A 23,702-nucleotide genomic window follows, 5' to 3' on the forward strand; every position below is an offset into this window, starting at 1 on the left:
CCCCCTTAGATTTCTTGAATTTCTATTTCAATTCGTGGGTTCTCGCTGTACCACTTGCTTATATGTAATTCCACGACTTGACTATCATCTTTCCAAATGACTGATTTTAAAGCGTCCTTAATTCCTTTTACATAGTTGTCTACATCTGGCTTGGTTGTTGGTCTTAATTCGCCTTGTTCAGCTGCCAATATCTTCTTTTTGCTGAAGCTTTTTAAACTAGGTTTATAGATATCTACCTTCATAGATATCGGGCCTTTCAAAACTTCTTTAGGCTTATGTTGGGAGGCTACTAACTTCACATATTTTTTGAAATCACTCGATTTCTTTGGATCATACATCCTCACTTGACCATTTACGGTTGTAGCCCTCGGTCTGCCTTGAGCAACGGCTTCCCCATAGACAGTGAACTTAATCATCCGATTACCTCCAAATCACTGTCCTTCACTTTGTACAATCCCCTAAGATCGCAAGCGACCAGAAAGACTGTTTCGAAATTCATATCTGATACAAAGAAGTATTCAAGAGAATTTCCCTCCATATCGTGACTTTCTTCAAGGACACGGTCGATTCCAACCCTTCTTTTCCCAACAACAATCCCTGATTTATACTCTTCAAATTCCTGCTCAACTAATTTTTTGATTCTTAACTGACACGTATCCTCTAGTTCCTTTTCCTGTTCTGGAGTAAGGTAATTAAAAGACGCACCCTCATGACCTTTGACCAGACATTTTCTGAATCTTACTAGCTGACCTAATTTCATAACTCCACCTTCCTCAGTTTCGCTATCCAAGTGCTATTAAACGTATTTTCTACAAAGATTTTGCGGTTGTATCTATCAGTGTTAAAATATTTCCCTTGGTAATTTTGTTCCGTCAACGGAAAAACCACTTCATATCCACGCTTTTCTAGTTCCAGAATCGCTTGTTCTGCTTCAAATTTTCTTGATCTGCGTATGATTACCGATTTCAATAGCAGCACCTTCTTCTTTGATTTGTTCAGCGATTGCAACCGCAACTGCCGATAAATGTATCAATTCCGTGTATAAATCACTTGCATCGGTTGGTTTACCCCAACCCTTTGCCTTTTGCATTGCTTGAGCAACTTCCCCAAATTCCTCTGCCAAAATCATTAACCAGGTACCTTGATCATGCCGTTGTATGCCCCATTTTCGATTTTGTCTTAACCTTTCGAGATGAACATCAGTTAATACTTCATGTTGTAATTGGTCGTAATTCACTACTTCACGCCCTTTCCGTAACACTTGGTGCATTGAATTTTTATTCCTGTTTCAGTCCAAACCCCAATCTTATCGAATACGAAGCCTCTGCCATTGCACTGCTTACATTTTTTCATGGGTTATCTCTCCCTCCGAATTCTTTCCATGACCAACATGTGTTTCAATGTGCGATAATCCAAATCATGTAAGCTAATTGCTCCGTCGCCAGTAATTCCTAAACCTACCAATTCATCGATAACCGCTTGCGTTTTCATATCTCGCTTCATGTTGCGAGCCGTGTATACTCCCCTCATAACCATTTGCCCCTTCCATCCATCCGTTTCGGATAAAATATTGTTCCATTTCCAAATACCTTTTCTGACGTTTCTTTCGTTCCATTGCCAGTAATTCTTCGGATGCTGGACCGCAAATAGGACAAGTAAAAAAGCCAAAGGTGAAATTATCCTGTGTATGTACTACGTGCGTTCCGTTACACAATTCACACATTCTATGCACCTGCCAATCTATGATTCAATTGTTTTCTATCGCCTTTAATTACCACCGTGAAATCCGAACACATTTCGTAAATTCGGGTACCTAAGGCCTCATCGATTTCTGCTAGTTCGTCTACAGTAAGTTCAGACGAAATCATGATAGGCTTATGATTCAAATATCGATGATTTACAACTGCGTATGTTTGCTCCACTTGCCATTCTGTTGCCCTTGGCTTTCCTTTCACCGGTTTGAATAAATCGTCGATAAATAATACATCTATGTTTTTCATCCGTTCCAATTTCTCTTCCAGTTTGTCGAAATCGTCCTTCAAATCGTTAAACCCTTCGACGTAAGGAAAATAAAGAACTGGAATCGATTTTTTTCGCATGAGATTATTTGCAATTGCCGTAAGCAAATGTGTTTTCCCTGATCCTGGCTGACCTAATAAAGCGATACTATTTTTCCGATTAAGTCTAATATTCTCGAACTTTTGCAAATACTCGATCGCGCATTCATATGCATCCTTTATTACTTGCTGCTTTCCATCGAGCAAAAAGTTCTGGAATCCAAGCTTTTTAAATTCTTCTGTTATTTCACTTGCCTTCATGATTTTTTGAATTCTTTTCCACTCGATACATTCACATCGAACCCAAACTTCATTTGGCCAAGTCCCCTTTAAATACCCAAGCTCGTCTTTACATTTCGGGCAATCATACTCCTTTTCTTCGGAGTCTGCCAACTTGTCCTCCTGTGATGGAGTTATCAGTTGTGATTTCTTTCGCAGTTCCGCTAGCACGTCTGCGATCGTTTTTGCCATCTTCTGGTAACCTCCTTTTCGCTAGCTTCTTGGCTTCCTCTTTCGCTAGTTCTGCTTGATAATGGTCGGTAATATAGTCGACGCAATAACTAAAGGACTTAATTTTGCCTTTAGGATTTCTAACTTCAAAAACCTTAAAACACTGTTCAAGCAATTCGATAGTTCGGGATGGCGGCACTCCCTGGGCGACTATCTGGGCGATTGCTTCGAAATCTTGTGGTTTAGGATACGTTGGCTTACCTTCTTGTATTGTTCGCAAATCAGTATATCGGTCTGCAATCAAATCAATTGGATCTGATTTCTTAGTAGCAGTAGTAGTATTATTATTTATCTTTGTTATATCTTTATTAGAGTGGACATTTTTGTCGTGGAGACCAGACATTTCTGTCGTGTCCAGACTCGACATATTTGTCGTATCTCTTGGAGAGTGGACATTTTTGTCATCTCTCTCTTTATTGAATTTCTTAGAATTTTTTACGGTTAAAATAAGTCCATAAGGTGCTCTTGTAATTTTGATATATTGATATTTTTCTAAATCGTTTAACCATCGTTGAATGGTTCTTTCGCTTACTTCAAATATTTTTGCAAACTCCTCTAGTTTCATAGGCTTATTCCCTAATACAATGCCCCAGTTTATTCCGTCCTTCTCAATCTCTTTAGTAGTGGAACTTATGCACCAGAGAAAAAGCCATAATGCAGAACCTATATTTTTGTAGTGTTTGGGCTCAAGTATTCCAGAATACATGTAAAACGGGTAACTTCCGGGCATCGTATCACCTACTTCCTATAACAAATCGCAAATTTTCCTTTTACACTTTTTATGGAATAATGCGGATATCGCTGCATATACTGAAGTACAAGCTTTTTAAAATGGTTACTATCTTTAGCCTCCTCCCAGATCCAACCCGGGAGAAGGACTTTATAAGGAACGTCACTGAGCTTCATCGAATGAAACCTCTGTTTGTTCTGGTTCAGTTACAAGTTCTGCCTCAGCTTCAATTACATCAACATCAGCAACCTCGGAAGCTTCATCTGTAATATCCTTTAATTCATGATCTGCTTCATCCTCGGAAATGGCTTTTTGCATTTCAATGGATAAAATTCCCCATTTACCTAACATGTTCCGAAGAACTGTTTTCATAGCCATTGCATCATAATCCGATTTCCAAACATTGTTTAAAGCTGTTTTATCCTTCATTTTGTTGTGTTTTATACGGTGAGTCTCGACTTGATCACGAGTCCAATAAACAGCTTTTTCAAATCCGTTTACTAGTTTGAAGTAACCACAATAGCCAATGACTTTATCGCTTTTTGTTGCTGATAAATCTAGGTCAATTTCCTCTGTCAATCGATTCCAACTCTTTAATTCGCCTTCGTATACTTCAATCACGTTTATGGCTTTATATTGACCTGTACGGAGTGCTAATTGGATGTATCCTTTATATCCCAGTTGGAATTGTGCTGCTTTATACCCCTTCTTGCTGTCATAAAATGGAACAATCCACGCATATCCTAAATTTTTATCAATCGGTAAATCTAATGAAGCTGCTACCATGGCACTCGAGACAATACTCATTGGTTCTGCTTCTCTTAGTCCAGGATCTCCACTGTAAAGATTAAGTAGTGATGCCATGAATTGAGGTGCTTTCTTGTCCAAAACCTCATCAAATTTCTTTTTCATCGTTGGTGTACTTAGCAATGCTTTAAGACCTAACGATTGAGCAGATACTTTTGTTGGTGCTCCTTCTTGTTTGTTAGATAACTGATTTTTCAATGCTGCATTAGTTGCCATTATTTAGCCTCCTTAACTGCGAATTTCCGAAATGATGTTTCTTTTAAGACTTGCTGATAAATATCAGGAAACTTTTCTTTCAATGCCTTGGTATCTACACGATTTTGGAACTGATTTTTCCAAGTAACGATATACGAATCGATAATCCCTGTTTCGGCATCTTTTAGCTCTGCTTTGATTTTGTTTTCGATTTCTGTCTTTGCCGTTTTGATAAGACTTTCATCCTGTTTTACCTTTTCGTATTGAAGCAGCAAATCTTTATACTCACTTGGCAATACAACTTCTTTATTTGCCTCGGCTAGTTCGTATTTTTCTTTCAAATACTTTTCAGCAGCACTTGATCCATCTAACGCTGGAGCAATGTTTTGTTCCACATGATAATTCCAAAAGTGTTTTTCTGCTTCGAAAATCATATGGATTAATTCATCATCGCGTTCAATCTCTTTCCATATAAATCGATTTCCACCGATTAAGACTGCGATATATGCTTTTTCTTTGCCAGTGACACCAAGATAATGCTGAACCTGTACTAAATAAGTTGCTGGTATTTCTTCGCCTGCCCATTCCTTGTATAAATGAGCACTCGCTGTTTTACATTCTAGAATCGCTGATTCACCGACAATCACACGATCCACATTTGCCTTAATAAAGGAATATTCCGGATGGTTATACATATAATTGGTTCTTCTAACTTTCTTACCAGTTCTTCTTTCAAACTCTTTTGCAACTACATTTTCCATCTGGTTTCCCCAATAAATCGCTTCATTATCGATTTCCTGTGGTTCCACTTGTCCTGTTTTTTCCAACCATAATTCAAAAGCTGTACGATACTTATTCAATCCAAGAATAATTCCTGCGTCACTACCGCCAATGCCTTTTGTTCTTTCTTGCAACCATTCAAATCGACTCATATTAAGCGTGTGAATGGCATTTTGATTCATTGCCATATTTCCCATTCCTCCTTTGCAGAATCGTTACCGTTATGCTACAATTACGGTAAATGTTAATTTTGTTTAAGACTCCTATACCTTGCCTGGTGGGAGTCTTTTATTGTGCAATCGTAGTTGTTGCGCCTGCTAATTCTAAAACTTTCACTGTTTCAGATAAAAGCTCGTCCTTTAAGAAAAACTCATCATCTAAAACCATGATTTCGTCTCCGATTAGTACCTCTTGACCAAAATAATCCACACCATAATGACTAGTTTGTATTTCTTCATTGATCATTGGATAAAATGGCATCTTATTTTCTCCTTTCTTTTTTCTAATGGTTTAAAACCATCAACATTGACAGAAAGCAACGGGAGGGGGTTATATATGGGGATCATCCCTTTCTGCCAATGTTGACGGGCTTAACGCCCATCAGGTATAATAAAAGTAAGTTTATTTTGATTGTGATTTGCGGTAGCTAGGGTGGCTACTGCTTTTCTTTTTTTACTAGGGATTTAATGCAAACATTTAAGACTATGACAGACATAAGTACTGTATATAATTCACTCATTTGGTTAGCCTCGCTCTCCTACACTTACGTAATGCACATCTACCCCAAGATCACTTAATTCCTCGAATAAAACATCGATATCGCTTTTCCGTTGCAACCTATTGTTTTTTAAGATAGCAAGTTCTTGTAGTGAACGATCAATATCTTCTATGTGAAGTCTTGCAGCATTGAATTGTCCTTTTTGGATACGCATCGTCATTAGTTGCAGGCAATCTGCGATACACACTAACTCTTTTAAAGCAGCTTCTTGGTCCTCTATTAAAAAATTTGCTCCGAGCATTATTAAATCCATCCTTTCGCTTTCCAATATGGTTTTCGTAGGTCATACCGTTTTTTTAAACTGATTTTATATTCCTTAGCGAGAATGGCTTTTAAGTTGTTGATTGCTGCTTCTGCATCGATTAATTCATCAATTACCCTTCCCACTCTCTCCCTCTCATCCGAGGTGGTCTCGCCGGGAGGTTTGATAAAGCTAACCTCTTCCAAAATCCGAATAGCTTCCTTCGATTCTCGGATTGCAAATTCTTCTAGAGCTAACCGATGACGTTCAATTGCTTTTCCGTTAAACAAAGGGGAAGTGTAACCTCCACTAAATTCATAAATAAGTTCAATTGCTACTTCTGGTACGTCGTAGGTAGATAATGCTGCTTTTGCTATATCCTTTTGCATTTTCCTTCTACCTGTTTCCATGTGCGATACCATTTGCTTACTCACGTTGAGGTCAAATGCTAGTTGTTCTTGAGTAAGCTCCTCTTCTCCTCGCAAATGTCGAAGAGCCTCTCCAATCATGTAAATTCCATCTCCCTTTTTGTATTTAAAATTGTCTTTTTATATACAACGTTTACTTGTAGACTTGGATCAACAAAGAGCTTGTCTGTCCAAAAAGGCAGCCGAAATCGGCTACGAAATTTTCTTGCTAAGCAGTTTGTCACCGTTGAAGTATGGCTCCAATGCTTTTTTGAACGCCTCTTCAATTGGCATATCTCCGTAGGTTTCTTTACCTACATAAAGCGGTGATTTCTTTTTCTCTTTTTTTGCCATACAGATCACCTCAATATATTGCTATGCTATTGGGAAGGCAGTACAACCCTCTCATCTTAGATAACAGCCTTCTGTCCCAGCTCTTTTTTGAGGCGGTTAATAATATACATTTGTCCTTTTGGAGTGACTCTCATTGTTAACCAAGTAAAGGACCCTTTTTCACTTTCTTTGATACCTTGGGAAATCTCGAAATAGCCTCTCTCTATGTACTCTTGATAGGGTTCGTTCTTGCCCGAAAAGATTAACTTCCATTCCCTCAACTTTTGGAAGAGTCTCTTTTCCCCTATCAAGATGCCTTGTTTCGAAATGAGTTTGGCCACTTCTCGAATCAACAAACTTTTATCGGATGCCATACATGATTCGGCAAAACTTACGAGCGGTTTTTGTTGCTCAATCAGATGCTCAGCTGCCAATCGTTTTTGCTGTTCCTCTTTAAGATTGGTAGCTAGTTTGATTAGAGTATCTGGGTTAAGAAGAACTTCCTCAATCTTTTCAGGTGTCATATACGCGCCGTGTTTTCTGATAGAAGGAATAACTTCATGCGTAATCCATCTTTTAAATTGTTTGGCTTCCGATTTTCGACTTGTAAGTATCAAAGAATATAGACCTGGTTCATTTACGATTGATAACTGTTGCGCACCTCCAAGGGTATTCACAGTATGAAGACCCTTTTCATCTTCATCCAAACGATCAAGAGTGCGACTAACATTAACGATTTCCAAAACTTCACATACATCCTTTGCAACAAACCATGGTTCACCATTCTGCAAAATGGTACGGACTTGATTATGATTGAAGTTAAATACTTGTAATTTATTCATTAGTTCAACTCCTTTGTTCAATATTCAATTTTTTCTGGAATGCTACCATCGATAGCTCTGACTGCTTCTACTAAAGTTTCGATGCTTCTTCCTTTGTGCAATCGTTATTGATGAGTACTGCCGATTCTAAAATTTTGTATTTTATTTCAGCTAGGAGTGCAACTGTTTCTAAATCCATTTAAATCGCCTCCTTGGATGAATTTACATCACCCAATATTTCGTTGGGTTTTACTTTAAAAAAAATTTCATTTGGATCTGCATTAAATAACTCTGTAATTGCCAAAGCGACACTCAAACTAGGAGTCCGTACACCTTGTTCAATCATGCCATAGTAACTCTCAGTTATTTCGATATCATGTTGTTCTTTAAGAAGTTCAACAACGTATTTTTGAGTATAGTGATGACTCTTTCTAAGTGAAATAAGCTTAGTTCTTCGCTGAACCATTTCGCACCTCCCAACGTTTTGTTGTTTTAATTTTACCCAACAAAAAGTTGTAAGTCAATATCAAAATACAATTTTTTGTTGTATTTAATTAGAAATATTTTTTAACCCAACTACAAGTTGTATAATTAGTAAAAACCCAAGAAAACAAAGGAAGATTAACATGTCAATATTATCTGAAAGATTACGAATGCTACGAAAAAGAAATAAATTAACTCAAAAAAATGTCGCTGATTATTTAGGGATGACCGAAAGTGGTTACGGCTATTACGAGCAAGGAAGAAATCAACCATCTGTTGAAAATTTAAAAAAATTAGCAGAGAAATTTGGGGTTACGGTTTCCTATCTTACCGGTGACGATGAAGAGAAACAAATTTCGGTTGGAGGGAAAGAAATAAAGTTAACTGAAGATGAGTATAAAGTATTTGAGGAACTAAAAAAACACAAAGTCATTTTCCACGACTTAGCCTCTGATCCGGAAAAAAAGGTTAAAGAACTGATTACATTGTATAAAATGAAGAAGATTTTATTAGAAGATGACGATGAAGAAGATCCAGAAGGATTTGGAGAATTTGAGGATTAATGGAGATGTAAGTTATGCAGCAACAGATAATCAGACCAACACAAGATTATTGGGAAGAACGTGCAAACTATGTATTGTCCCATTTTAACTATCGCTATCCAGATGAAATAGATTTGTATGAAATATGTTGGAAGTATGGCATTAAGATAATGCCATTGCATCCTGATTTTACAGAAACTTATGTAGATTACGAATCTATTAATAAACTAAAATCGTTTTCAGTTCTTAAGTCCAGCGGCCGTAGAGGAACCATCTTCATTGCCGAAGGGTTAAACGCAATAGAGAAAAAACTGTTATTGGCAGAGGAATTTTGCCACTGCTATTCTCATGATTCCTCTCAGTTACATTTAGACAAGCATTTAATAAATAAGCAAGAGAACCAGGCAAAAAGAATGGCAGCGTATCTTCTTATGCCATTCAAATTTCTGAAACAAATTTATCAAGCTGCAGTTACTGAGACGGTGCTTATTTCTGATATTGCGGATTACTTTGTTGTTACAGAAGAATTCGCACGGTATCGATTAGAACTAACATATCATCATAGAGTGGACGGTTTTGCGACATTAAAGAATAAATTAGGTAGTTTAGAATGGATTTAATTTCATAACAGAGGGGGAAATTTTTTGGAAACACCATTCTATAAGAAATTATGGTTTTTGATTACTGTAAGTGCAATTATATTCTTTTTAATTGGCTTAGGAATAGGTCAGTCAGTAGCAAAAGTAAAAATTGATAATAAGAAAATGAGTTATGACCAAATTACCACAGAGATTAAAACAAAAAATACTGAATTAGAGGATTTAGAGAATAAAATTAATGAGACAAGGACGGAGTTAGTCAGTGTGACTGATGAAAAAAATAAAGTTTTAAACGAAATTAACCAAAACAAGAAAATAATTGATGAAGCCAATGAAATTATTAATAACCGCGATTCATTAACCAATGAAATAAACGATAAAGGTACTGAATTGGCCGTTCTTGATACAGATATCAAAAAGAAAAAAGAAGAATTAGATGCATTAACCGTTCAAATTAAAAAGACTGGGGAAGACCCTTATAAACTTGGTGCAGGATACTATTATTTTGGCTCTGATATCCCTACTGGGAGATATGAACTCCGTGCCCAAGATGGCTATAGAGGAAATATTTTTGTTCGCGGAACAAACGGAATAAGCAAAGTAGCTGAAACTTTTGGGGAAGGTAGCGAATATTCAATAGAAAGCTTTGTTTTTGATGGTTTAGACGGTGAGGAAATCGAAGCAACGATTCCGATAATATTGGTACCGGTTGAATAAAACCGTAGTTTTTCAAGAGAGTATGTTTATGCAAGAAGAAAAACGAGGGAGAATTGGAAGGTGTATTTAAAACGATAGCAGACACCAATAGATTGCCAGTATTGTTCGGATGGATATTGGATTGAACTTACCACCTCAGCTACACTTATACCAGTGAATTAAAAATCTAAATTTATATTTTTCAGTAGTGGAACTTACCCACTCCTTTTAATGATAATTAAAAATAAATCTTAGGAACGATTTTATTATTTATTGGAGGCAGTTATGTTAAAAAATATAAACATTAAAAAATTCCGTAAGTTTAATGAACTTTTTCTTGAAATTCCATCACGTTTAACATTAATATCTGGCACAAATGGTATTGGTAAATCAACATTGTTAGGTATTATAGCAAACGGATCTGGAACAAAATCTTTTAAAACCTTAAGTAATAAGGATTTTCATCCAGAATTTAAAGATTATTTCATTTTAAGTAAAGATGAACATAGAGATGCAAGGAAGTTTGATGATTATTATGAGGTAACTTTAAAGTATAACTATAAAAATATGGATATTTTTAAAAGAGTAAGAACTTCACATCCTAATGAACCGTATTTAAAATTAGTCCCAAGAACTGTGAGTTTTGATGGGGTACAGAATGAAGTAGTTACTAATGATGTATATAGTAAAACAGGAATTACAGAATCAGGGAGAATTCCTCTTCCTACTTTTTTCGTCAGTACTAGTAGACTATTCCCTTTTGGAGAATCAAAATCTACAGATGAAAATCTAACAAAAGTAACAAATAGAAAAAACATTAACAATCAGGAACATATCACTAAAAATTATATTGAAATGTACAATAAAGTACTTCCTAGATCGATTGATCCTAAAAAAGATGAATTGTATGAGACAATAAAACCGAAAATCAAATATTCTGGATTTTATGTCAAACCAGATTCATCGAGTATACTAACTCAGTCCATCGGTCAAGATAGCATTAGTGGCATCCTTAATGCCTTACTTTCCTTTGAAAATATCTCAAACGAGCCAAATTACAATGGTGGAATTCTTTGTATTGACGAGCTTGATGCCTCTTTACACCCAGATGCACAGATTAGATTATTACGTCTTTTAAGGGAACAAGCTGAGAAACTAAATCTACAAATTATTTTTACTAGTCATTCTTTAACAATCATCAAAGAAATGCTAAAACTGCAGAATAAAGATAAAACTAAATTCGCTGTACTTTATTTTAGAAATAATTTAAGGCCATACTATAGAGGAACAGATACCTACACTTCAATAAAGGCCGATCTTTTTTCACAAATACAATACTCAATGCCGAAGGTAAAAATTTACCTAGAGGATGAAGAAGCTAGATTCGCATTAGAGCAGATACTTAAAATATATGAGGAAGAATCTGAGACGAAGAATTTATTAAACCAATGTGAATTAATTTCTTCACAAATAAGTTGTTCTACCTTATTAAACCTTCCTGAGAAGGATAGTTATTTTAAAGATACCATTATTATTCTTGATGGAGATGCAAAATATAATAAACAGCCAAATGTATACAATTATTTAGAAAATGAACCAATCGGTTATAACAAAATTAATAATATCCCTAGTAATGTCTTATTTTTACCTGATGACTTTAGTCCTGAGGCAACTCTATTTAGAGCGTTATATAATATAGCTAAAGAAGAAGAAAATCATCTCTCATTTTGGAATTCAGTGGAGAATAATATAAATTTAGGAAATTATCACCCACAGAATATATTAATTGAATTGGATGAGATGATAATTAATAAAAAATTAAATAGGGATGATTTTAAAAAATGGTTTAGATCACATTTATCTTTCTTTGAACAATCCGGTATATATAAATATTATTATAACGAAATAAAAAAACAGAATGATATTTTTGATTTCTCTAAAAATTTCACAAAATTAGTTGATATTAAGCTATCACAATTAAAGAGCAAGGGATTTTAACTGGCCAATTATGAATAACTATAATATAATATAAATTGGTCAGGAGTGTGAGAAAAATGGCAAACCCTTCACCTTTAAGATATCCAGGGGGGAAATACAAGATACATAGATACATTAAAGCCTTAATAGAACAAAATAAAAGTTCCACTTACATCGAACCATTTGCTGGGGGTGCTGGAGTAGCTATCGCTCTTCTTTTAAATAATGATGTAAATAAAGTCGTTATTAATGATTACGATAGATCAATATATTCCTTCTGGTATTCTGTAATAAACCATACTGATGAACTAGTAGATAAAATAAGTAGTTGCAATATTAGCATTGATGAATGGTATAAACAAAAAGAAATTCAAACGGGTAAAGAAACCATGGATCTATTATCGCTTGGTTTTTCGACCCTATATCTAAATCGAACAAACCGGTCTGGAATTATCAAAGGGGGGGTAATGGGGGGAAAAAACCAGAACGGCATGTACAAACTAGACTGTCGTTTTAATAAAGGAGATCTTATAAATAAAATAAAACTTATAGCCAGTAAAAAGGATCATATTAGAGTTACCAATATGGATGCAGTGGAATTTATTGAGAAGGTCATAAAAAAAACAAGAAATTCTTTTACTTTTTTTGATCCCCCATATTTTAAACAAGGACCTGCTCTATATACAAATTTTTATACAGATGATGACCATCTTTTACTATCAAATAAAATACAAAACGAATTAATTAATAGAAAATGGATTGTAACCTATGACCACGAAATAGAAGTAAAAAAAATGTATGATAAATTACCTTATATTGAATATTATCTAAGCTATTCTGCACAAAATAAAACTAAAGGTATAGAATACATGTTTTTTTCAAAAAAACTCAATCAACTAAATCCAAAAGATTATTTACAATTAATATAGGGCTAACCAAAAGGTATAGCCCTATTTTTTTTGCAATTGCTATGTATCTCAAATGCCATGCAAAAGCTTGGAGTAAAGGGGCGTTCACAAGCTGTTGTTGAACTTCTCCGCATGGGGGAGTTAAAGCTTTAGAAGAAAACCGGCTATCATGAAAGATGGCCGGTTTAATATTGTTTTATTTTCTATATAAATGAATAGACATTTGTGTTATAATCGGTTCGTTTTCTACGCTTCTTTCCCTTTCCCATGTAAAAATTTCGCTCGCATAGCCTCATTCCACGGTACTGCTTTTCCCGTGTTTTTGTTCACTTGAACCATTGCTCCTCTACCAGTTAAGCAAATCGTACCATCCTTTTTTCTAACGAAATAATGAAGATCGACAGAGGAATTCCCTAGCTTGCCTACCTTTACATAGATCATTAGTTCATCATCAAAGTACATTTGGTTAATAAAATCACATTGTAAGTCAGCCGCAACCGGAATGGTTTCATTCTCTTGCTTTACCCAATCCTGCATAAATCCTAGCCATTTAAAAAATTCAATCCGAGCAAATTCAAAATAAGTAAAAGCAATCGTATTATTAACATGGCCAAACATATCTGTTTCCATAAACCGGACTTTCAATGGTCGAAAAAAAGTAAATCCAGCCATCCATTCATCTATATTCTCAATATAAGAAATTTGCTTCATCTGTTTCCCTCCTAATAATGAATGAATATTCATTCGTTTTTAGTTTAAAATTTAGGTTGATTTATCTTTTAACAAACCAACCTAAATTTTAAAAATATTATTCTATTATACTAATATTAATTATAGTCACTACCAAAGAAATTACGGAACATTTGCATTGTTGCTTCGCGATTTAGTGCAGCAATGGAAGTTGTTAACGGAATGCCTTTCGGACATGCTTGCACACAGTTTTGTGAATTACCGCAGTTTGCTAATCCACCATCACCCATAATTGCTTCTAACCGTTCTGCTCTATTCATTTCACCTGTTGGATGTGCATTGAATAAACGAACTTGTGATAGTGGTGCTGGTCCGATGAAATCAGAATCTGAATTCACATTTGGACAAGCTTCTAAACATACCCCACAAGTCATACATTTGGATAATTCATATGCCCATTGTCGTTTATTTTCTGGCATACGTGGCCCAGGACCTAAATCATAGGTACCATCGATTGGAATCCAAGCCTTTACCTTTTTCAAGGAATCGAACATTCTGCTACGGTCAACCATTAAGTCACGAACGACTGGGAAAGTAGTCATTGGTGCTAATCGAATTGGTTGCTCTAATTGATCAACGATTGCAGAGCAGGATTGTCTTGGTTTTCCATTAATCACCATCGAGCAAGCGCCACATACCTCTTCTAAACAGCTCATTTCCCAAGTTACCGGTGTTGTCTTTTTGCCATCAGCCGTTACTGGGTTTCTGCGAATTTCCATTAATGCAGAAATTACATTTAAATTTGGACGGTAAGGAATCTCAAATGTTTCCTCATATGGAGGAGAATCCGGACTATCTTGTCTTGTAATGATAAATGTTACTGTTTTTTGTTGCTCAGCCATGAATTAATCTCTCCCCTTTTTAATGTTTTTTTGTATAATCCCGTTTCCGTGGTTTAATTAATGACACGTCTACATCTTCATAATGGAATGCTGGCGCTTCATTAGGACTAACAAATTTCGCCATTGTCGTTTTTAACCATTCTTCATCATTTCTTTCAGGGAAATCTGGTTTATAATGAGCACCCCTTGACTCATTACGATTTAATGCACCAATGGTAATCACTCGCGATAATTGCAGCATGTTTTCCAATTGTCTTGTAAACATTGCACCTTGGTTACTCCATCTTCCAGTGTCATTAATATTAATGTTTTTATATCTTTCCAATAATTCCTGAATTTTTTCATCCGTTTTTTGCAATCTATCATTGTAACGAACTACTGTTACATTATCCGTCATTATTTCCCCAAGTTCTTTGTGAAGAACATATGCATTTTCGGTTCCATCCATTGCCAATATGTTTTCCCATTTATCTTCTTCTTGTTTTTGATAGCGATCAAACAATGTAGAAGAAATAGCATCCGAGCTCTTTTCTAATCCATCGATATATCGAACTGCATTCGGTCCTGCAACCATTCCACCATAAATAGCAGAAAGAAGGGAATTCGCTCCTAATCGGTTCGCACCATGTTGAGAATAATCACATTCCCCTGCAGCAAATAATCCTGGAATATTGGTCATTTGATCATAATCTACCCAAAGTCCACCCATTGAGTAATGAACCGCCGGGAAAATTTTCATAGGAACTTTATGAGGATCTTCACCCATGAATTTTTCATAAATTTCAATAATCCCACCAAGTTTTACATCTAATTCATGCGAATCCTTATGGGATAAATCAAGATAAACCATGTTTTCCCCATTAATTCCTAGCTTCATATCGACACAAACTTTGAATATTTCACGTGTTGCTATATCGCGTGGAACAAGATTTCCATACAATGGATATTTTTCTTCTAAGAAATACCAAGGCTTACCATCTTTATATGTCCAAATTCGGCCACCTTCTCCACGAGCAGATTCACTCATTAGACGAAGCTTATCATCTCCTGGAATTGCAGTAGGATGTATTTGAATAAATTCGCCATTTGCATAATAGGCACCTTGTTGATACACGATAGAGGCAGCAGATCCAGTATTAATAATGGAATTCGTTGATTTACCAAATATAATACCTGGTCCACCAGATGCTAAAATAACCGCATCTGCTGCAAAGGATTTAATTTCCATTGATTTCAGATTTTGCGCAACAATTCCTCGGCAAATTCCTTCATCATCAAGGATTACTCCTAAAAATTCCCAGCCTTCATATTTCGTAACTAATCCAGCAACCTCATGACGACGCACTTGTTCGTCTAATGCGTACAGCAATTGTTGCCCAGTGGTTGCACCTGCATATGCTGTACGGTGAAATAATGTTCCACCAAAACGTCTAAAGTCTAGAAGCCCTTCTGAAGTACGGTTAAACATAACCCCCATACGGTCAAACAAGTGAATAATTCCTGGTGCTGCTTCACACATTGCTTTAACAGGTGGTTGGTTAGCTAAAAAGTCTCCTCCGTATACGGTATCATCAAAGTGATTCCAAGGAGAATCTCCCTCCCCTTTTGTATTTACCGCTCCGTTAATTCCGCCTTGAGCACAAACAGAGTGAGAACGCTTAACTGGAACTAATGAGAATAGTTCAACGGGTACTCCTGCTTCGGCTGATTTGATTGTTGCCATTAATCCGGCTAATCCACCGCCAACAACAATAATTTTTCCTTTACTCATTTCTTAGGCTCACTCCTCTTAATCATTTAATCTATTGATGCAATATGACAGTTGAATTCCTTAAGTAGTCTTCTATTTTCATAAAAATATAATATTCGGTTTATTTTTCTTACAATTAGATGAATGCTAGCAACGCTCGTACTCCAATTACCGATAGAATGACAAAAATTACTAGTGTCACATATGTTGTTACAACTTGAGATCTTGGCGAAATAGTGATACCCCAGCTCACACAGAATGACCATAATCCATTAGCAAAGTGGAATGTTGCAGAAAGAACCCCAATGATATAAAAAGCTAGCATAAATGGATTGTCTAATATATTCGCCATCATATCGAAGTTAACTTCTGAACCGAACGCTTTTGCAAGTCGTGTTTCCCAAACATGCCAAGCTATAAAAATAATTAGGAAAACACCAGTAAAACGTTGAAGTACAAACATCCAATTACGAAATGTACTGAATCTACCCAAATTATTTTTTGCAGTAAAGGCAATATATACTCCATATATTGCATGATACAAAATTGGTATGTAGATTATAAAAATTTCGAGAAACAGTAGGAAAGGGAGACTTTCCATAAATTTTGATGCAGAATTAAATGCTTCGACGCCTTTCGTTGCAGAATAGTTCACAACTAAATGCAAAGTTAAAAATACCCCTACCGGAATTACTCCTAATAACGAGTGCAGTCTCCGATTCAAAAACTCGCGGTTTTTAGCCATCCTAAGATGTACCCCCCTTATTCTAAGAAAATATTAAACAATAAATTGTAAAAACTATGGCAAATATTTGACATGTTTATTTTACTCTTTATATGTATGAGCGTCAAGAAAACGGATACACATTTAATAATATTCAAAAAGTATTTTATTATAATGTTTATTAAAAATTAATTAACATTCTTATTTGGAATATTTTACATTGAATATATTAATATAATTTTTCCCAGTGAAAAAAAACATAAATAATCAATGGAAAATTGTATATAATAGATTTAGAGAAAAGGGGGAGCATCGGTGAAGCGAAAGATAATGGATGAAACGTTGAATTTGTCAGAAATTTCAATTCCTGCTTTTGGATATGAATTGATCCGTGAAGAGCTTATAAATGAATTGCTAGGAAAAGATGGTCCAAGCCTTCTGTATTGGGCAGGGAAAAGGCTGGCTAGGAAATACCCACTATTTACATTTGATGAAATTAAGGAATTTTTTATAAAAGCAGGTTGGGGTTCACTACAACTAGAAGAGCAAAAGAAAAATGAAATGGAATTAACACTAACTAGTGACCTTATCCAATATCGGCTCCATGCCAACACAAACCCTACCTTTCAATTAGAAGCAGGATTTTTAGCTGAACAAATTCAACAACAAAAAAAATTGTACACAGAAGCATATGAGCATCCCAAAAAACGTGATGGTATAGTTAGCTTTACCATTAAATGGGACAATATTCCTCTAGATTTGTAATCGAAAAAACTTCATCAATTTATGATGAAGTTTTTCATTTTTCCTCTCATTATTTACCCACACTAACTGTTTCTAAAACCTCATCCAAATGAAATGCTGTATGTAAAATTTGAGCAGCTTTTATCATTTCCGACTCATCTACAACTGCAGAAACTTTAATTTCTGAGGTACTTACCATTTTAATCATTATTCCTTGACTTGCGAGACTGTCAAACATTAGAGCTGCCACACCTGGATTTGAAATCATTCCAGAACCGACGATAGAAACTTTTGCAAGCTTATCCTCCCAATCGATATGATCGTATTGAATCATTTCCTTTTGTTCCTCTAATACATTAAGCACTGCTTGCTTATCTTCACTTTTTACGGAAAACGATACATTGTTTTCTTTATTATCGGTATAGCTTTGAATAATGATATCCACATTAATATGATTTTTTGCTAACGGAGTAAAAATCGTGGATAAACTCGATAGTCCATTTTTCATACCAAATACCGTCATTTTCGTAGTATCTTTTTCAAAAGCTACACCTCTAACCACTAAGTTTTGTTCCATTATTGCTTCCTCCAATACGTATGTTCCATCTTTTCGTTCCATACTAGAACGAACGACAAGTGGAATTTGATAATTTTTTGCATATTCCACTGCTCTTGGATGCAGTACACCTGCACCTAAGTTAGCAAGCTCAAGCATTTCATCATAAGAAATAGCTGGTAATTGGCGTGCCCCTTTCACAAATCGTGGATCTGCTGTATATACTCCGGTCACATCTGTATAAATATCACATCGTTCAGCCTGGAGAGCGGACGCAATTGCTACAGCAGTTGTATCCGACCCTCCGCGACCTAGTGTCGTAATTTGATTATCTACCGTAGCACCTTGGAACCCAGCAACGATAACGATCCTTCCTTCCGCTAATTCATTGCTTATCCGCTTCGTGTCAATATGTAAAATTCTAGCATTCCCATGTACCGATTCGGTTTGAATGCCAGCTTGCCAACCAGTTAAAGATACAGCAGGCAATCCTCTTTCAATTAATGCCATCGTTAGCAGTGAAATAGTCACCTGTTCACCTGTTGCAAGCAGCATATCAAGCTCTCTTTTCGCAGGAGTGGCACTGATTTGTTTAGCTAATCCGACTAATTCATCGGTTGATTTTCCCATCGCGGATACAACCGTAACCACTTGATTTCCTTTACTCATTTCCTCCACTATTCGATCCGTTACATTTCTAATTCTTTCGATTGAACCAACCGAAGTACCACCAAATTTTTGGACAATAATCCCCAACTTGTTTCCCTCATTTCTTCGTTGCAAATAAATTTTAAAAAAGAAAAGGCAATGAGAATTTATCCCATTGCCTGCGTTACGCAAAATTAATAAAAATAGCGTTTCACAGTGAGATAGCCCTCCAAGAACAATCTTGACAGTTCTGCATTTATTCAATGGCAAAACCAAGAAAAAATATAGATCGGGATATTTTTTCTTTCGGCGAGACTACCCTTTCCATGTTTTTCTTCAGAGCCCATTCTCTTCCAAACATGTACTTTTGAAGCTCGCACCTCTACCTTCACTTAGTATGAAGTAATATTAAATTTTTCATCATTATAGCATAGCAATTTTTTTACTACAATAATATTATTGTATTTAGGAAAAGTCTAAAAATTAATTTTTATCCGACTCTTTTAACGCACTAATAATTTCATCTGCAACATTTTTTGGAATTCCGATTTCTATATACTCCTCGATTGCTGCCTCTTTCATTTTCTTCACTGATCCAAAATGCTTCATAAGTAACTTCTTTCTCTTTTCGCCGATACCTGGAATATCATCGAGTATGGATTGAAACATCGATTTTCCACGTAATTGTCGATGAAAGGTAATTGCAAATCGATGGACCTCATCTTGAATTCGTTGCAATAAATAAAATTCCTGACTGCTTCTATCTAATGGGACGACTTCCAGCGGGTCCCCGAATAGAAGATTGGCAGTATTATGTTTATCATCTTTCGCAAGACCAGCAACCGGGATTTCTAAATTTAATTCATTAATTAAAATATCCTTTGCTGCTTCAATCTGCCCCTTCCCACCATCAATTAAAATTAAATCTGGTAATGGTAAATTATCTTTCAATACTCTTGTATATCGTCTACGAATAACCTCACGCATTGACTCATAATCATCCGGACCTTCTACCGTTCGAATCTTATATTTACGATATTGTTTTTTGTCTGGTTTTCCATTCGTAAATACTACCATAGCAGAAACGGGATTTGTCCCTTGAATATTCGAATTATCAAATGTTTCAATACGATATGGTGTGTAAATTCCAAGAATTTCCCCAAGGTGATCCACCGCTTTAATGGTTCGCGCCTCATCTCGTTCAATTAATGAAAATTTTTCCTTCAAAGCGACAGCTGCATTTTTGCTAGCCAATTGGACGATGTCCTTCTTTTGCCCACGTTTTGGCTGAAGAATCTTTACATCTAACAGCTCTTTTACGATTTCTGCATCTACCTCTTCTTGTAGTAAAATTTCCTTTGGCTTAAAGTGATTCGGTTGTTGATAAAATTGTCCCAAAAACGTAAGCATTTCTTCTTCTGGCTCATCATAAATTGGAAACATAGATACATCTCGCTGAATCATTTTTCCTTGCCGAATGAAGAATACTTGAACACACATCCAGCCTTTATCGACTGCATATCCGAACACGTCACGATCAACAAAATCGGTTGCTGTCATCTTTTGTTTTTCCATTGTTGTCTCAATATCTGAAATTTTATCACGAAATTCTTTTGCCTTTTCAAACTCTAAATTTTCTGCTGCTGCCATCATTTTTTCAGATAGTTGCTTTTTAATTTCTTTATATCCACCATTTAAAAACTTCGTAATTTCATCGGTCATTTCCTTATAGGTTGCTTCCGGTATTTCATTGATACAAGGTGCCATACATTGTCCGATATGATAGTACAAGCAGACGCGATTTGGTAAAGTACTACATTTCCGCAGTGGATACAATCTATCCAGCAATTTTTTTGTTTCGTTTGCTGCATGGACATTTGGATAAGGGCCGAAATATTTTCCTTTATCCTTCTTTACTTTTCGTGTGATGATTAGTCTTGGATGTCGTTCAGCTGTCAGTTTGATAAAGGGATAGCTTTTATCATCCTTTAACATTACATTATATTTTGGATTGTATTGCTTAATTAAATTCATTTCTAGTATTAATGCTTCAATATTGGATGAGGTTATGATGTATTCAAAGTCAACGATTTCATTGACTAGTGCTTGAGTTTTTCCATCATGGGAACCAGTGAAATAAGATCGGACACGGTTTTTTAAAATTTTCGCCTTCCCTACATATATGATCGTACCTTGACGGTCTTTCATTAAATAACAACCAGGCTGATCAGGGAGTAATGCTAGTTTTTCTTGAATTACGTTGTTTTTTTCCATTTTTGTCACTCCGTCAGTAAATATAAGCAAACACTCTATATACATTTAAAATTCTTATGGTAATGGTCCGCAGACACTAAAAATAACAGTATTTATTTATGGATATTATACTATACATTGCGCGGAAAAAACGCTTTTAGGTTCGTAAAAATTGAATGGGCTTTCGCAATTGAGGATATTCATATGAAAAGAAAAGCAGCCACGAGGGCTGCTTAGTGTTGTTTATTATAGGTGATTGTTGATTACTTCTTCTAAAGCTTCTTTTGGACGGTAGCCAACTACTTTATCAACGATTTCTCCATCTTTAAATAAAATTAACGTTGGGATACTCATAACACCGTATTTAGCTGCTGTTTCTTGGTTATCATCAACATCTAATTTAACGATTTTTACTTTTTCTCCCATTTCTGAATCAATTTCTTCAAGAACTGGAGCAATCATTTTACAAGGTCCACACCATGTTGCCCAGAAATCAGCTAATACAAGACCACTACTAGTTTCTTGTGAGAAACTTTTGTCAGATGCATGTGTAATTGCCATATTAAAATCCTCCTAAAAATATTCTAAAATCTTATCGACAGTATATCACCGTTCGCTTGTTTTTGCGAATAATTAGATTCAAAAAACATTTTACCCCATTTATTCAAAAATAACCAATAATTGAACCGAGTATGAAAAAAGCAGCTGAAGAAAAATCCTCGCTGCTTGTTGCTTCCCATCATGGGACCACATTTTATTAGCTGTTTTTTACTATGCTTTTACCTTTAGGCTTTTCATTTCTTCGATAAGAATAGGGAGTACTTCAAAAAGATCCCCAACGATACCGTAATCTGCAATATTAAATATATTTGCTTCCGGATCTTTATTAATAGCGACAATTACTTTTGAATTGGACATTCCAGCTAAATGTTGAATAGCTCCTGATATTCCTACGGCAATATATAAATCAGGTGTTACAACCTTACCTGTTTGCCCTATTTGCAAGGAATAATCGCAATACCCTGCATCACAGGCTCCGCGCGAGGCACCAACTGCTCCTCCTAATACATCTGCTAATTCTTGTAAAGGCTTAAAGCCGTCCGCACTTTTTAATCCCCGGCCACCAGCAATAACAACTTTTGCCTCGGTTAAGTCCACACCTTCACTTGTTTTCCGAACTACTTCTTTGATAATAGTACGTAAATCTTTAATATCCACTGCAATCGTGGTTACTTCACCTGTATGTGCTTCATCCTTTACTAATGGTGTAATATTGTTTGGACGAATCGTAGCAAAAATAATACCGCTTGTGACTATTTTTTTCTCAAAAGCTTTTCCGGAATAAATCGGTCGTGTAAATACAATATTTCCCCCGACTGCTTCTACAGAAATCGCATCTGATATTAACCCAGCATCAAGCTTGCTTGCTAATTTTGGCGATAAATCTTTTCCTAATGAAGTATGTCCAAACACGATTCCTTCTGGCTTTTCTTCATTCACTACTGCTAAAAGTGCTTGTGAATATCCATCAGAAGTATAGTGATTTAATTTTTCATGCTCTACAACAACTACACGATCTGCTCCATAGTGAAAAAAATGATCCGCTAGCTGTGCAACGGCATCTCCCACTAATACTCCAACTACTTCTCCGCCTTCTGCAATCGTCTTTCCTGCAGCAATTGCTTCAAAAGAAACATTTCGAAGGCTTCCTTCTTTTACTTCCCCAAAGACCAATACTTTCCTTGCCATTTAATTAACCTCCCATTCGTCGGATGATTTTAAATTACTTTTGCTTCCGTGTGAAGTAAGGAAACTAGCTCCTTCACCTGTTCTTCTATTTCTCCTGTTAATAGTTTCCCAGCTTGTTTTTGTTGTGGTAAATATATTTCAATTGTTTTTGTTTTTGCTTCTACATCTTCTTCCTCTAAATCTAGATCATCTAATTCTAATGTTGCTAAAGGTTTCTTTTTCGCTTTCATTATTCCTGGAAGCGATGGATATCTAGGATCATTCAAGCCTTGCTGTGCTGTTACAAGCAATGGCAAGGTAGTTTCGATTTTTTCTTCATCTCCCTCCACATCCCGGACAACGCTTACATTTTTTCCATCAATCGTTAAATTAGTTATAGTCGTGATATATGGGATATCCAGTAAGTCCGCAACACGTGGACCGACTTGGCCAGATGCATTATCAATCGCAACATTTCCTGCAATTATTAAATCTACTTCCTTATCTTTTAAGTATTCTGCAATTATTTTTGCGGTAGTGTATTGATCACTATATTCCACATCATCTTCAATATTGATAAGTACTGCTTTATCTGCTCCCATCGCCAATGCCGTTCGCAGCTGTTTCTCGGCATCCTCGTTACCGACCGTAAGAACTGTTACTTCTCCTCCATGATCATCACGAATTTGAATTGCTTCTTCAACGGCATATTCATCATATGGATTAATTATGAATTCGGCCCCATCTTCATTAATCACACCATTTGCAATGGATATCTTCTCTTCCGTGTCAAACGTTCTCTTTAATAGTACAAATATATTCATTGTGGACTACCTCCTATGA

Annotated in this window: 29 protein-coding genes, 1 pseudogene and 1 riboswitch; of the genes and pseudogenes, 7 read left to right on the forward strand and 23 right to left on the reverse strand. The window is 35.8% G+C overall.

What is annotated here, in order from left to right; genetic code table 11:
* Positions 1-5 precede the first annotated feature (5 nt).
* From OEV98_RS11125 to OEV98_RS11190, 14 genes are all read right to left on the reverse strand, one after another.
* Positions 6-416, reverse strand: a complete 411-nt coding sequence (locus OEV98_RS11125) for a RusA family crossover junction endodeoxyribonuclease (RefSeq protein WP_263073351.1) — start codon at positions 414-416, stop codon at positions 6-8.
* A complete protein-coding gene (locus OEV98_RS11130) occupies positions 413-760 on the reverse strand; it encodes a hypothetical protein (protein ID WP_263073352.1) in 348 nt (115 codons plus the stop codon). The genes OEV98_RS11125 and OEV98_RS11130 overlap by 4 nt, the downstream gene beginning before the upstream one ends.
* 171 nt (positions 761-931) lie before the next feature.
* On the reverse strand, positions 932-1,270 hold the full coding sequence (locus OEV98_RS11135; protein WP_263073353.1) for a MazG-like family protein: 339 nt from the start codon (positions 1,268-1,270) through the stop codon (positions 932-934).
* 195 nt (positions 1,271-1,465) lie between these two features.
* The gene (locus OEV98_RS11140; RefSeq protein WP_263073354.1) at positions 1,466-1,723 is read right to left on the reverse strand and encodes a hypothetical protein; all 258 of its coding nucleotides are present in this window, start codon (positions 1,721-1,723) and stop codon (positions 1,466-1,468) included.
* Position 1,724: 1 nt separating this feature from the next.
* The gene (locus tag OEV98_RS11145; RefSeq protein ID WP_263073355.1) at positions 1,725-2,528 is read right to left on the reverse strand and encodes an ATP-binding protein; all 804 of its coding nucleotides are present in this window, start codon (positions 2,526-2,528) and stop codon (positions 1,725-1,727) included.
* Complete coding sequence (locus tag OEV98_RS11150) at positions 2,422-3,297, reverse strand: DeoR/GlpR family DNA-binding transcription regulator (protein ID WP_263073356.1); 876 nt, start codon at positions 3,295-3,297, stop codon at positions 2,422-2,424. Before OEV98_RS11150 ends, OEV98_RS11145 begins: the two co-directional genes overlap by 107 nt.
* 162 nt (positions 3,298-3,459) lie before the next feature.
* Entirely contained in the window at positions 3,460-4,320 is an 861-nt protein-coding gene (locus OEV98_RS11155; RefSeq protein ID WP_263073357.1) for a recombinase RecT, read from the reverse strand.
* Positions 4,320-5,267: a YqaJ viral recombinase family nuclease gene (locus OEV98_RS11160; RefSeq protein WP_407676506.1), complete on the reverse strand. Its 948-nt coding sequence runs from the start codon at positions 5,265-5,267 to the stop codon at positions 4,320-4,322. The genes OEV98_RS11155 and OEV98_RS11160 overlap by 1 nt, the downstream gene beginning before the upstream one ends.
* Before the next feature lie 100 nt (positions 5,268-5,367).
* Positions 5,368-5,559 carry a hypothetical protein gene (locus tag OEV98_RS11165; RefSeq protein ID WP_263073358.1) on the reverse strand — a complete coding sequence of 64 codons (192 nt, stop codon included), beginning with the start codon at positions 5,557-5,559 and terminating at the stop codon, positions 5,368-5,370.
* Between the two features lie 263 nt (positions 5,560-5,822).
* Entirely contained in the window at positions 5,823-6,098 is a 276-nt protein-coding gene (locus OEV98_RS11170; protein WP_263073359.1) for a hypothetical protein, read from the reverse strand.
* A 2-nt stretch (positions 6,099-6,100) separates the two neighbouring features.
* Positions 6,101-6,607, reverse strand: coding sequence for a helix-turn-helix transcriptional regulator (locus OEV98_RS11175; RefSeq protein WP_263073360.1), 507 nt, complete (start codon positions 6,605-6,607; stop codon positions 6,101-6,103).
* A 111-nt stretch (positions 6,608-6,718) separates the two neighbouring features.
* Positions 6,719-6,859, reverse strand: a complete 141-nt coding sequence (locus tag OEV98_RS11180) for a hypothetical protein (RefSeq protein ID WP_263073361.1) — start codon at positions 6,857-6,859, stop codon at positions 6,719-6,721.
* A 56-nt stretch (positions 6,860-6,915) separates the two neighbouring features.
* A complete protein-coding gene (locus OEV98_RS11185; protein WP_263073362.1) occupies positions 6,916-7,680 on the reverse strand; it encodes a phage antirepressor in 765 nt (254 codons plus the stop codon).
* A 178-nt stretch (positions 7,681-7,858) separates the two neighbouring features.
* The gene (locus OEV98_RS11190) at positions 7,859-8,125 is read right to left on the reverse strand and encodes a helix-turn-helix transcriptional regulator (protein ID WP_263073363.1); all 267 of its coding nucleotides are present in this window, start codon (positions 8,123-8,125) and stop codon (positions 7,859-7,861) included.
* A gap of 160 nt (positions 8,126-8,285) precedes the next feature.
* Here OEV98_RS11190 and OEV98_RS11195 point away from each other — a divergent pair, with 160 nt between their 5' ends.
* The 6 genes and pseudogenes from OEV98_RS11195 to gerE form a co-directional block, all read left to right on the forward strand.
* Positions 8,286-8,705, forward strand: coding sequence for a helix-turn-helix domain-containing protein (locus OEV98_RS11195; protein ID WP_263073364.1), 420 nt, complete (start codon positions 8,286-8,288; stop codon positions 8,703-8,705).
* Positions 8,706-8,719: 14 nt separating this feature from the next.
* The gene (locus tag OEV98_RS11200; protein ID WP_263073365.1) at positions 8,720-9,304 is read left to right on the forward strand and encodes an ImmA/IrrE family metallo-endopeptidase; all 585 of its coding nucleotides are present in this window, start codon (positions 8,720-8,722) and stop codon (positions 9,302-9,304) included.
* Between the two features lie 24 nt (positions 9,305-9,328).
* Positions 9,329-10,000, forward strand: coding sequence for a coiled-coil domain-containing protein (locus OEV98_RS11205; protein WP_263073366.1), 672 nt, complete (start codon positions 9,329-9,331; stop codon positions 9,998-10,000).
* A gap of 264 nt (positions 10,001-10,264) precedes the next feature.
* On the forward strand, positions 10,265-11,977 hold the full coding sequence (locus OEV98_RS11210; RefSeq protein WP_263073367.1) for an AAA family ATPase: 1,713 nt from the start codon (positions 10,265-10,267) through the stop codon (positions 11,975-11,977).
* Positions 11,978-12,033: 56 nt separating this feature from the next.
* Positions 12,034-12,885 (forward strand): DNA adenine methylase, encoded by an 852-nt coding sequence (locus tag OEV98_RS11215; RefSeq protein WP_263073368.1) that lies wholly within the window; start codon positions 12,034-12,036, stop codon positions 12,883-12,885.
* 45 nt (positions 12,886-12,930) lie between these two features.
* Positions 12,931-13,017: pseudogene (gene gerE / locus OEV98_RS11220) on the forward strand (spore germination transcription factor GerE); the annotation flags it as partial.
* 93 nt (positions 13,018-13,110) lie between these two features.
* On the opposite strand, the gene OEV98_RS11225 reads toward gerE, so the two are convergent.
* The 4 genes from OEV98_RS11225 to OEV98_RS11240 form a co-directional block, all read right to left on the reverse strand.
* Positions 13,111-13,575, reverse strand: a complete 465-nt coding sequence (locus OEV98_RS11225; protein WP_263073369.1) for an acyl-CoA thioesterase — start codon at positions 13,573-13,575, stop codon at positions 13,111-13,113.
* Positions 13,576-13,691: 116 nt separating this feature from the next.
* Positions 13,692-14,456 (reverse strand): succinate dehydrogenase iron-sulfur subunit, encoded by a 765-nt coding sequence (gene sdhB / locus OEV98_RS11230; protein ID WP_263073370.1) that lies wholly within the window; start codon positions 14,454-14,456, stop codon positions 13,692-13,694.
* Between the two features lie 19 nt (positions 14,457-14,475).
* Positions 14,476-16,227: a succinate dehydrogenase flavoprotein subunit gene (gene sdhA, locus OEV98_RS11235; protein ID WP_263073371.1), complete on the reverse strand. Its 1,752-nt coding sequence runs from the start codon at positions 16,225-16,227 to the stop codon at positions 14,476-14,478.
* Between the two features lie 115 nt (positions 16,228-16,342).
* Positions 16,343-16,951 carry a succinate dehydrogenase cytochrome b558 subunit gene (locus tag OEV98_RS11240; protein ID WP_263073372.1) on the reverse strand — a complete coding sequence of 203 codons (609 nt, stop codon included), beginning with the start codon at positions 16,949-16,951 and terminating at the stop codon, positions 16,343-16,345.
* A gap of 294 nt (positions 16,952-17,245) precedes the next feature.
* Between OEV98_RS11240 and OEV98_RS11245 the strand changes: the two genes are divergently transcribed.
* Complete coding sequence (locus OEV98_RS11245) at positions 17,246-17,695, forward strand: YslB family protein (RefSeq protein WP_317633806.1); 450 nt, start codon at positions 17,246-17,248, stop codon at positions 17,693-17,695.
* A gap of 49 nt (positions 17,696-17,744) precedes the next feature.
* Here the strand turns inward: OEV98_RS11245 and OEV98_RS11250 are convergent, their stop codons facing one another.
* The 5 genes from OEV98_RS11250 to OEV98_RS11270 form a co-directional block, all read right to left on the reverse strand.
* Positions 17,745-18,986, reverse strand: a complete 1,242-nt coding sequence (locus OEV98_RS11250) for an aspartate kinase (protein ID WP_263073373.1) — start codon at positions 18,984-18,986, stop codon at positions 17,745-17,747.
* 106 nt (positions 18,987-19,092) lie between these two features.
* Positions 19,093-19,271, reverse strand: a riboswitch (Lysine riboswitch).
* A gap of 90 nt (positions 19,272-19,361) precedes the next feature.
* Positions 19,362-21,152: an excinuclease ABC subunit UvrC gene (gene uvrC, locus OEV98_RS11255; RefSeq protein WP_263073374.1), complete on the reverse strand. Its 1,791-nt coding sequence runs from the start codon at positions 21,150-21,152 to the stop codon at positions 19,362-19,364.
* A gap of 225 nt (positions 21,153-21,377) precedes the next feature.
* Positions 21,378-21,692, reverse strand: coding sequence for a thioredoxin (gene trxA / locus OEV98_RS11260; RefSeq protein ID WP_263073375.1), 315 nt, complete (start codon positions 21,690-21,692; stop codon positions 21,378-21,380).
* Positions 21,693-21,902: 210 nt separating this feature from the next.
* A complete protein-coding gene (locus OEV98_RS11265; RefSeq protein ID WP_263073376.1) occupies positions 21,903-22,880 on the reverse strand; it encodes an electron transfer flavoprotein subunit alpha/FixB family protein in 978 nt (325 codons plus the stop codon).
* A 29-nt stretch (positions 22,881-22,909) separates the two neighbouring features.
* The gene (locus tag OEV98_RS11270) at positions 22,910-23,683 is read right to left on the reverse strand and encodes an electron transfer flavoprotein subunit beta/FixA family protein (RefSeq protein ID WP_263073377.1); all 774 of its coding nucleotides are present in this window, start codon (positions 23,681-23,683) and stop codon (positions 22,910-22,912) included.
* Positions 23,684-23,702 lie beyond the last annotated feature (19 nt).

Source organism: Perspicuibacillus lycopersici, assembly GCF_025660475.1.
Lineage (GTDB): Bacteria > Bacillota > Bacilli > Bacillales > Caldibacillaceae > Perspicuibacillus > Perspicuibacillus lycopersici.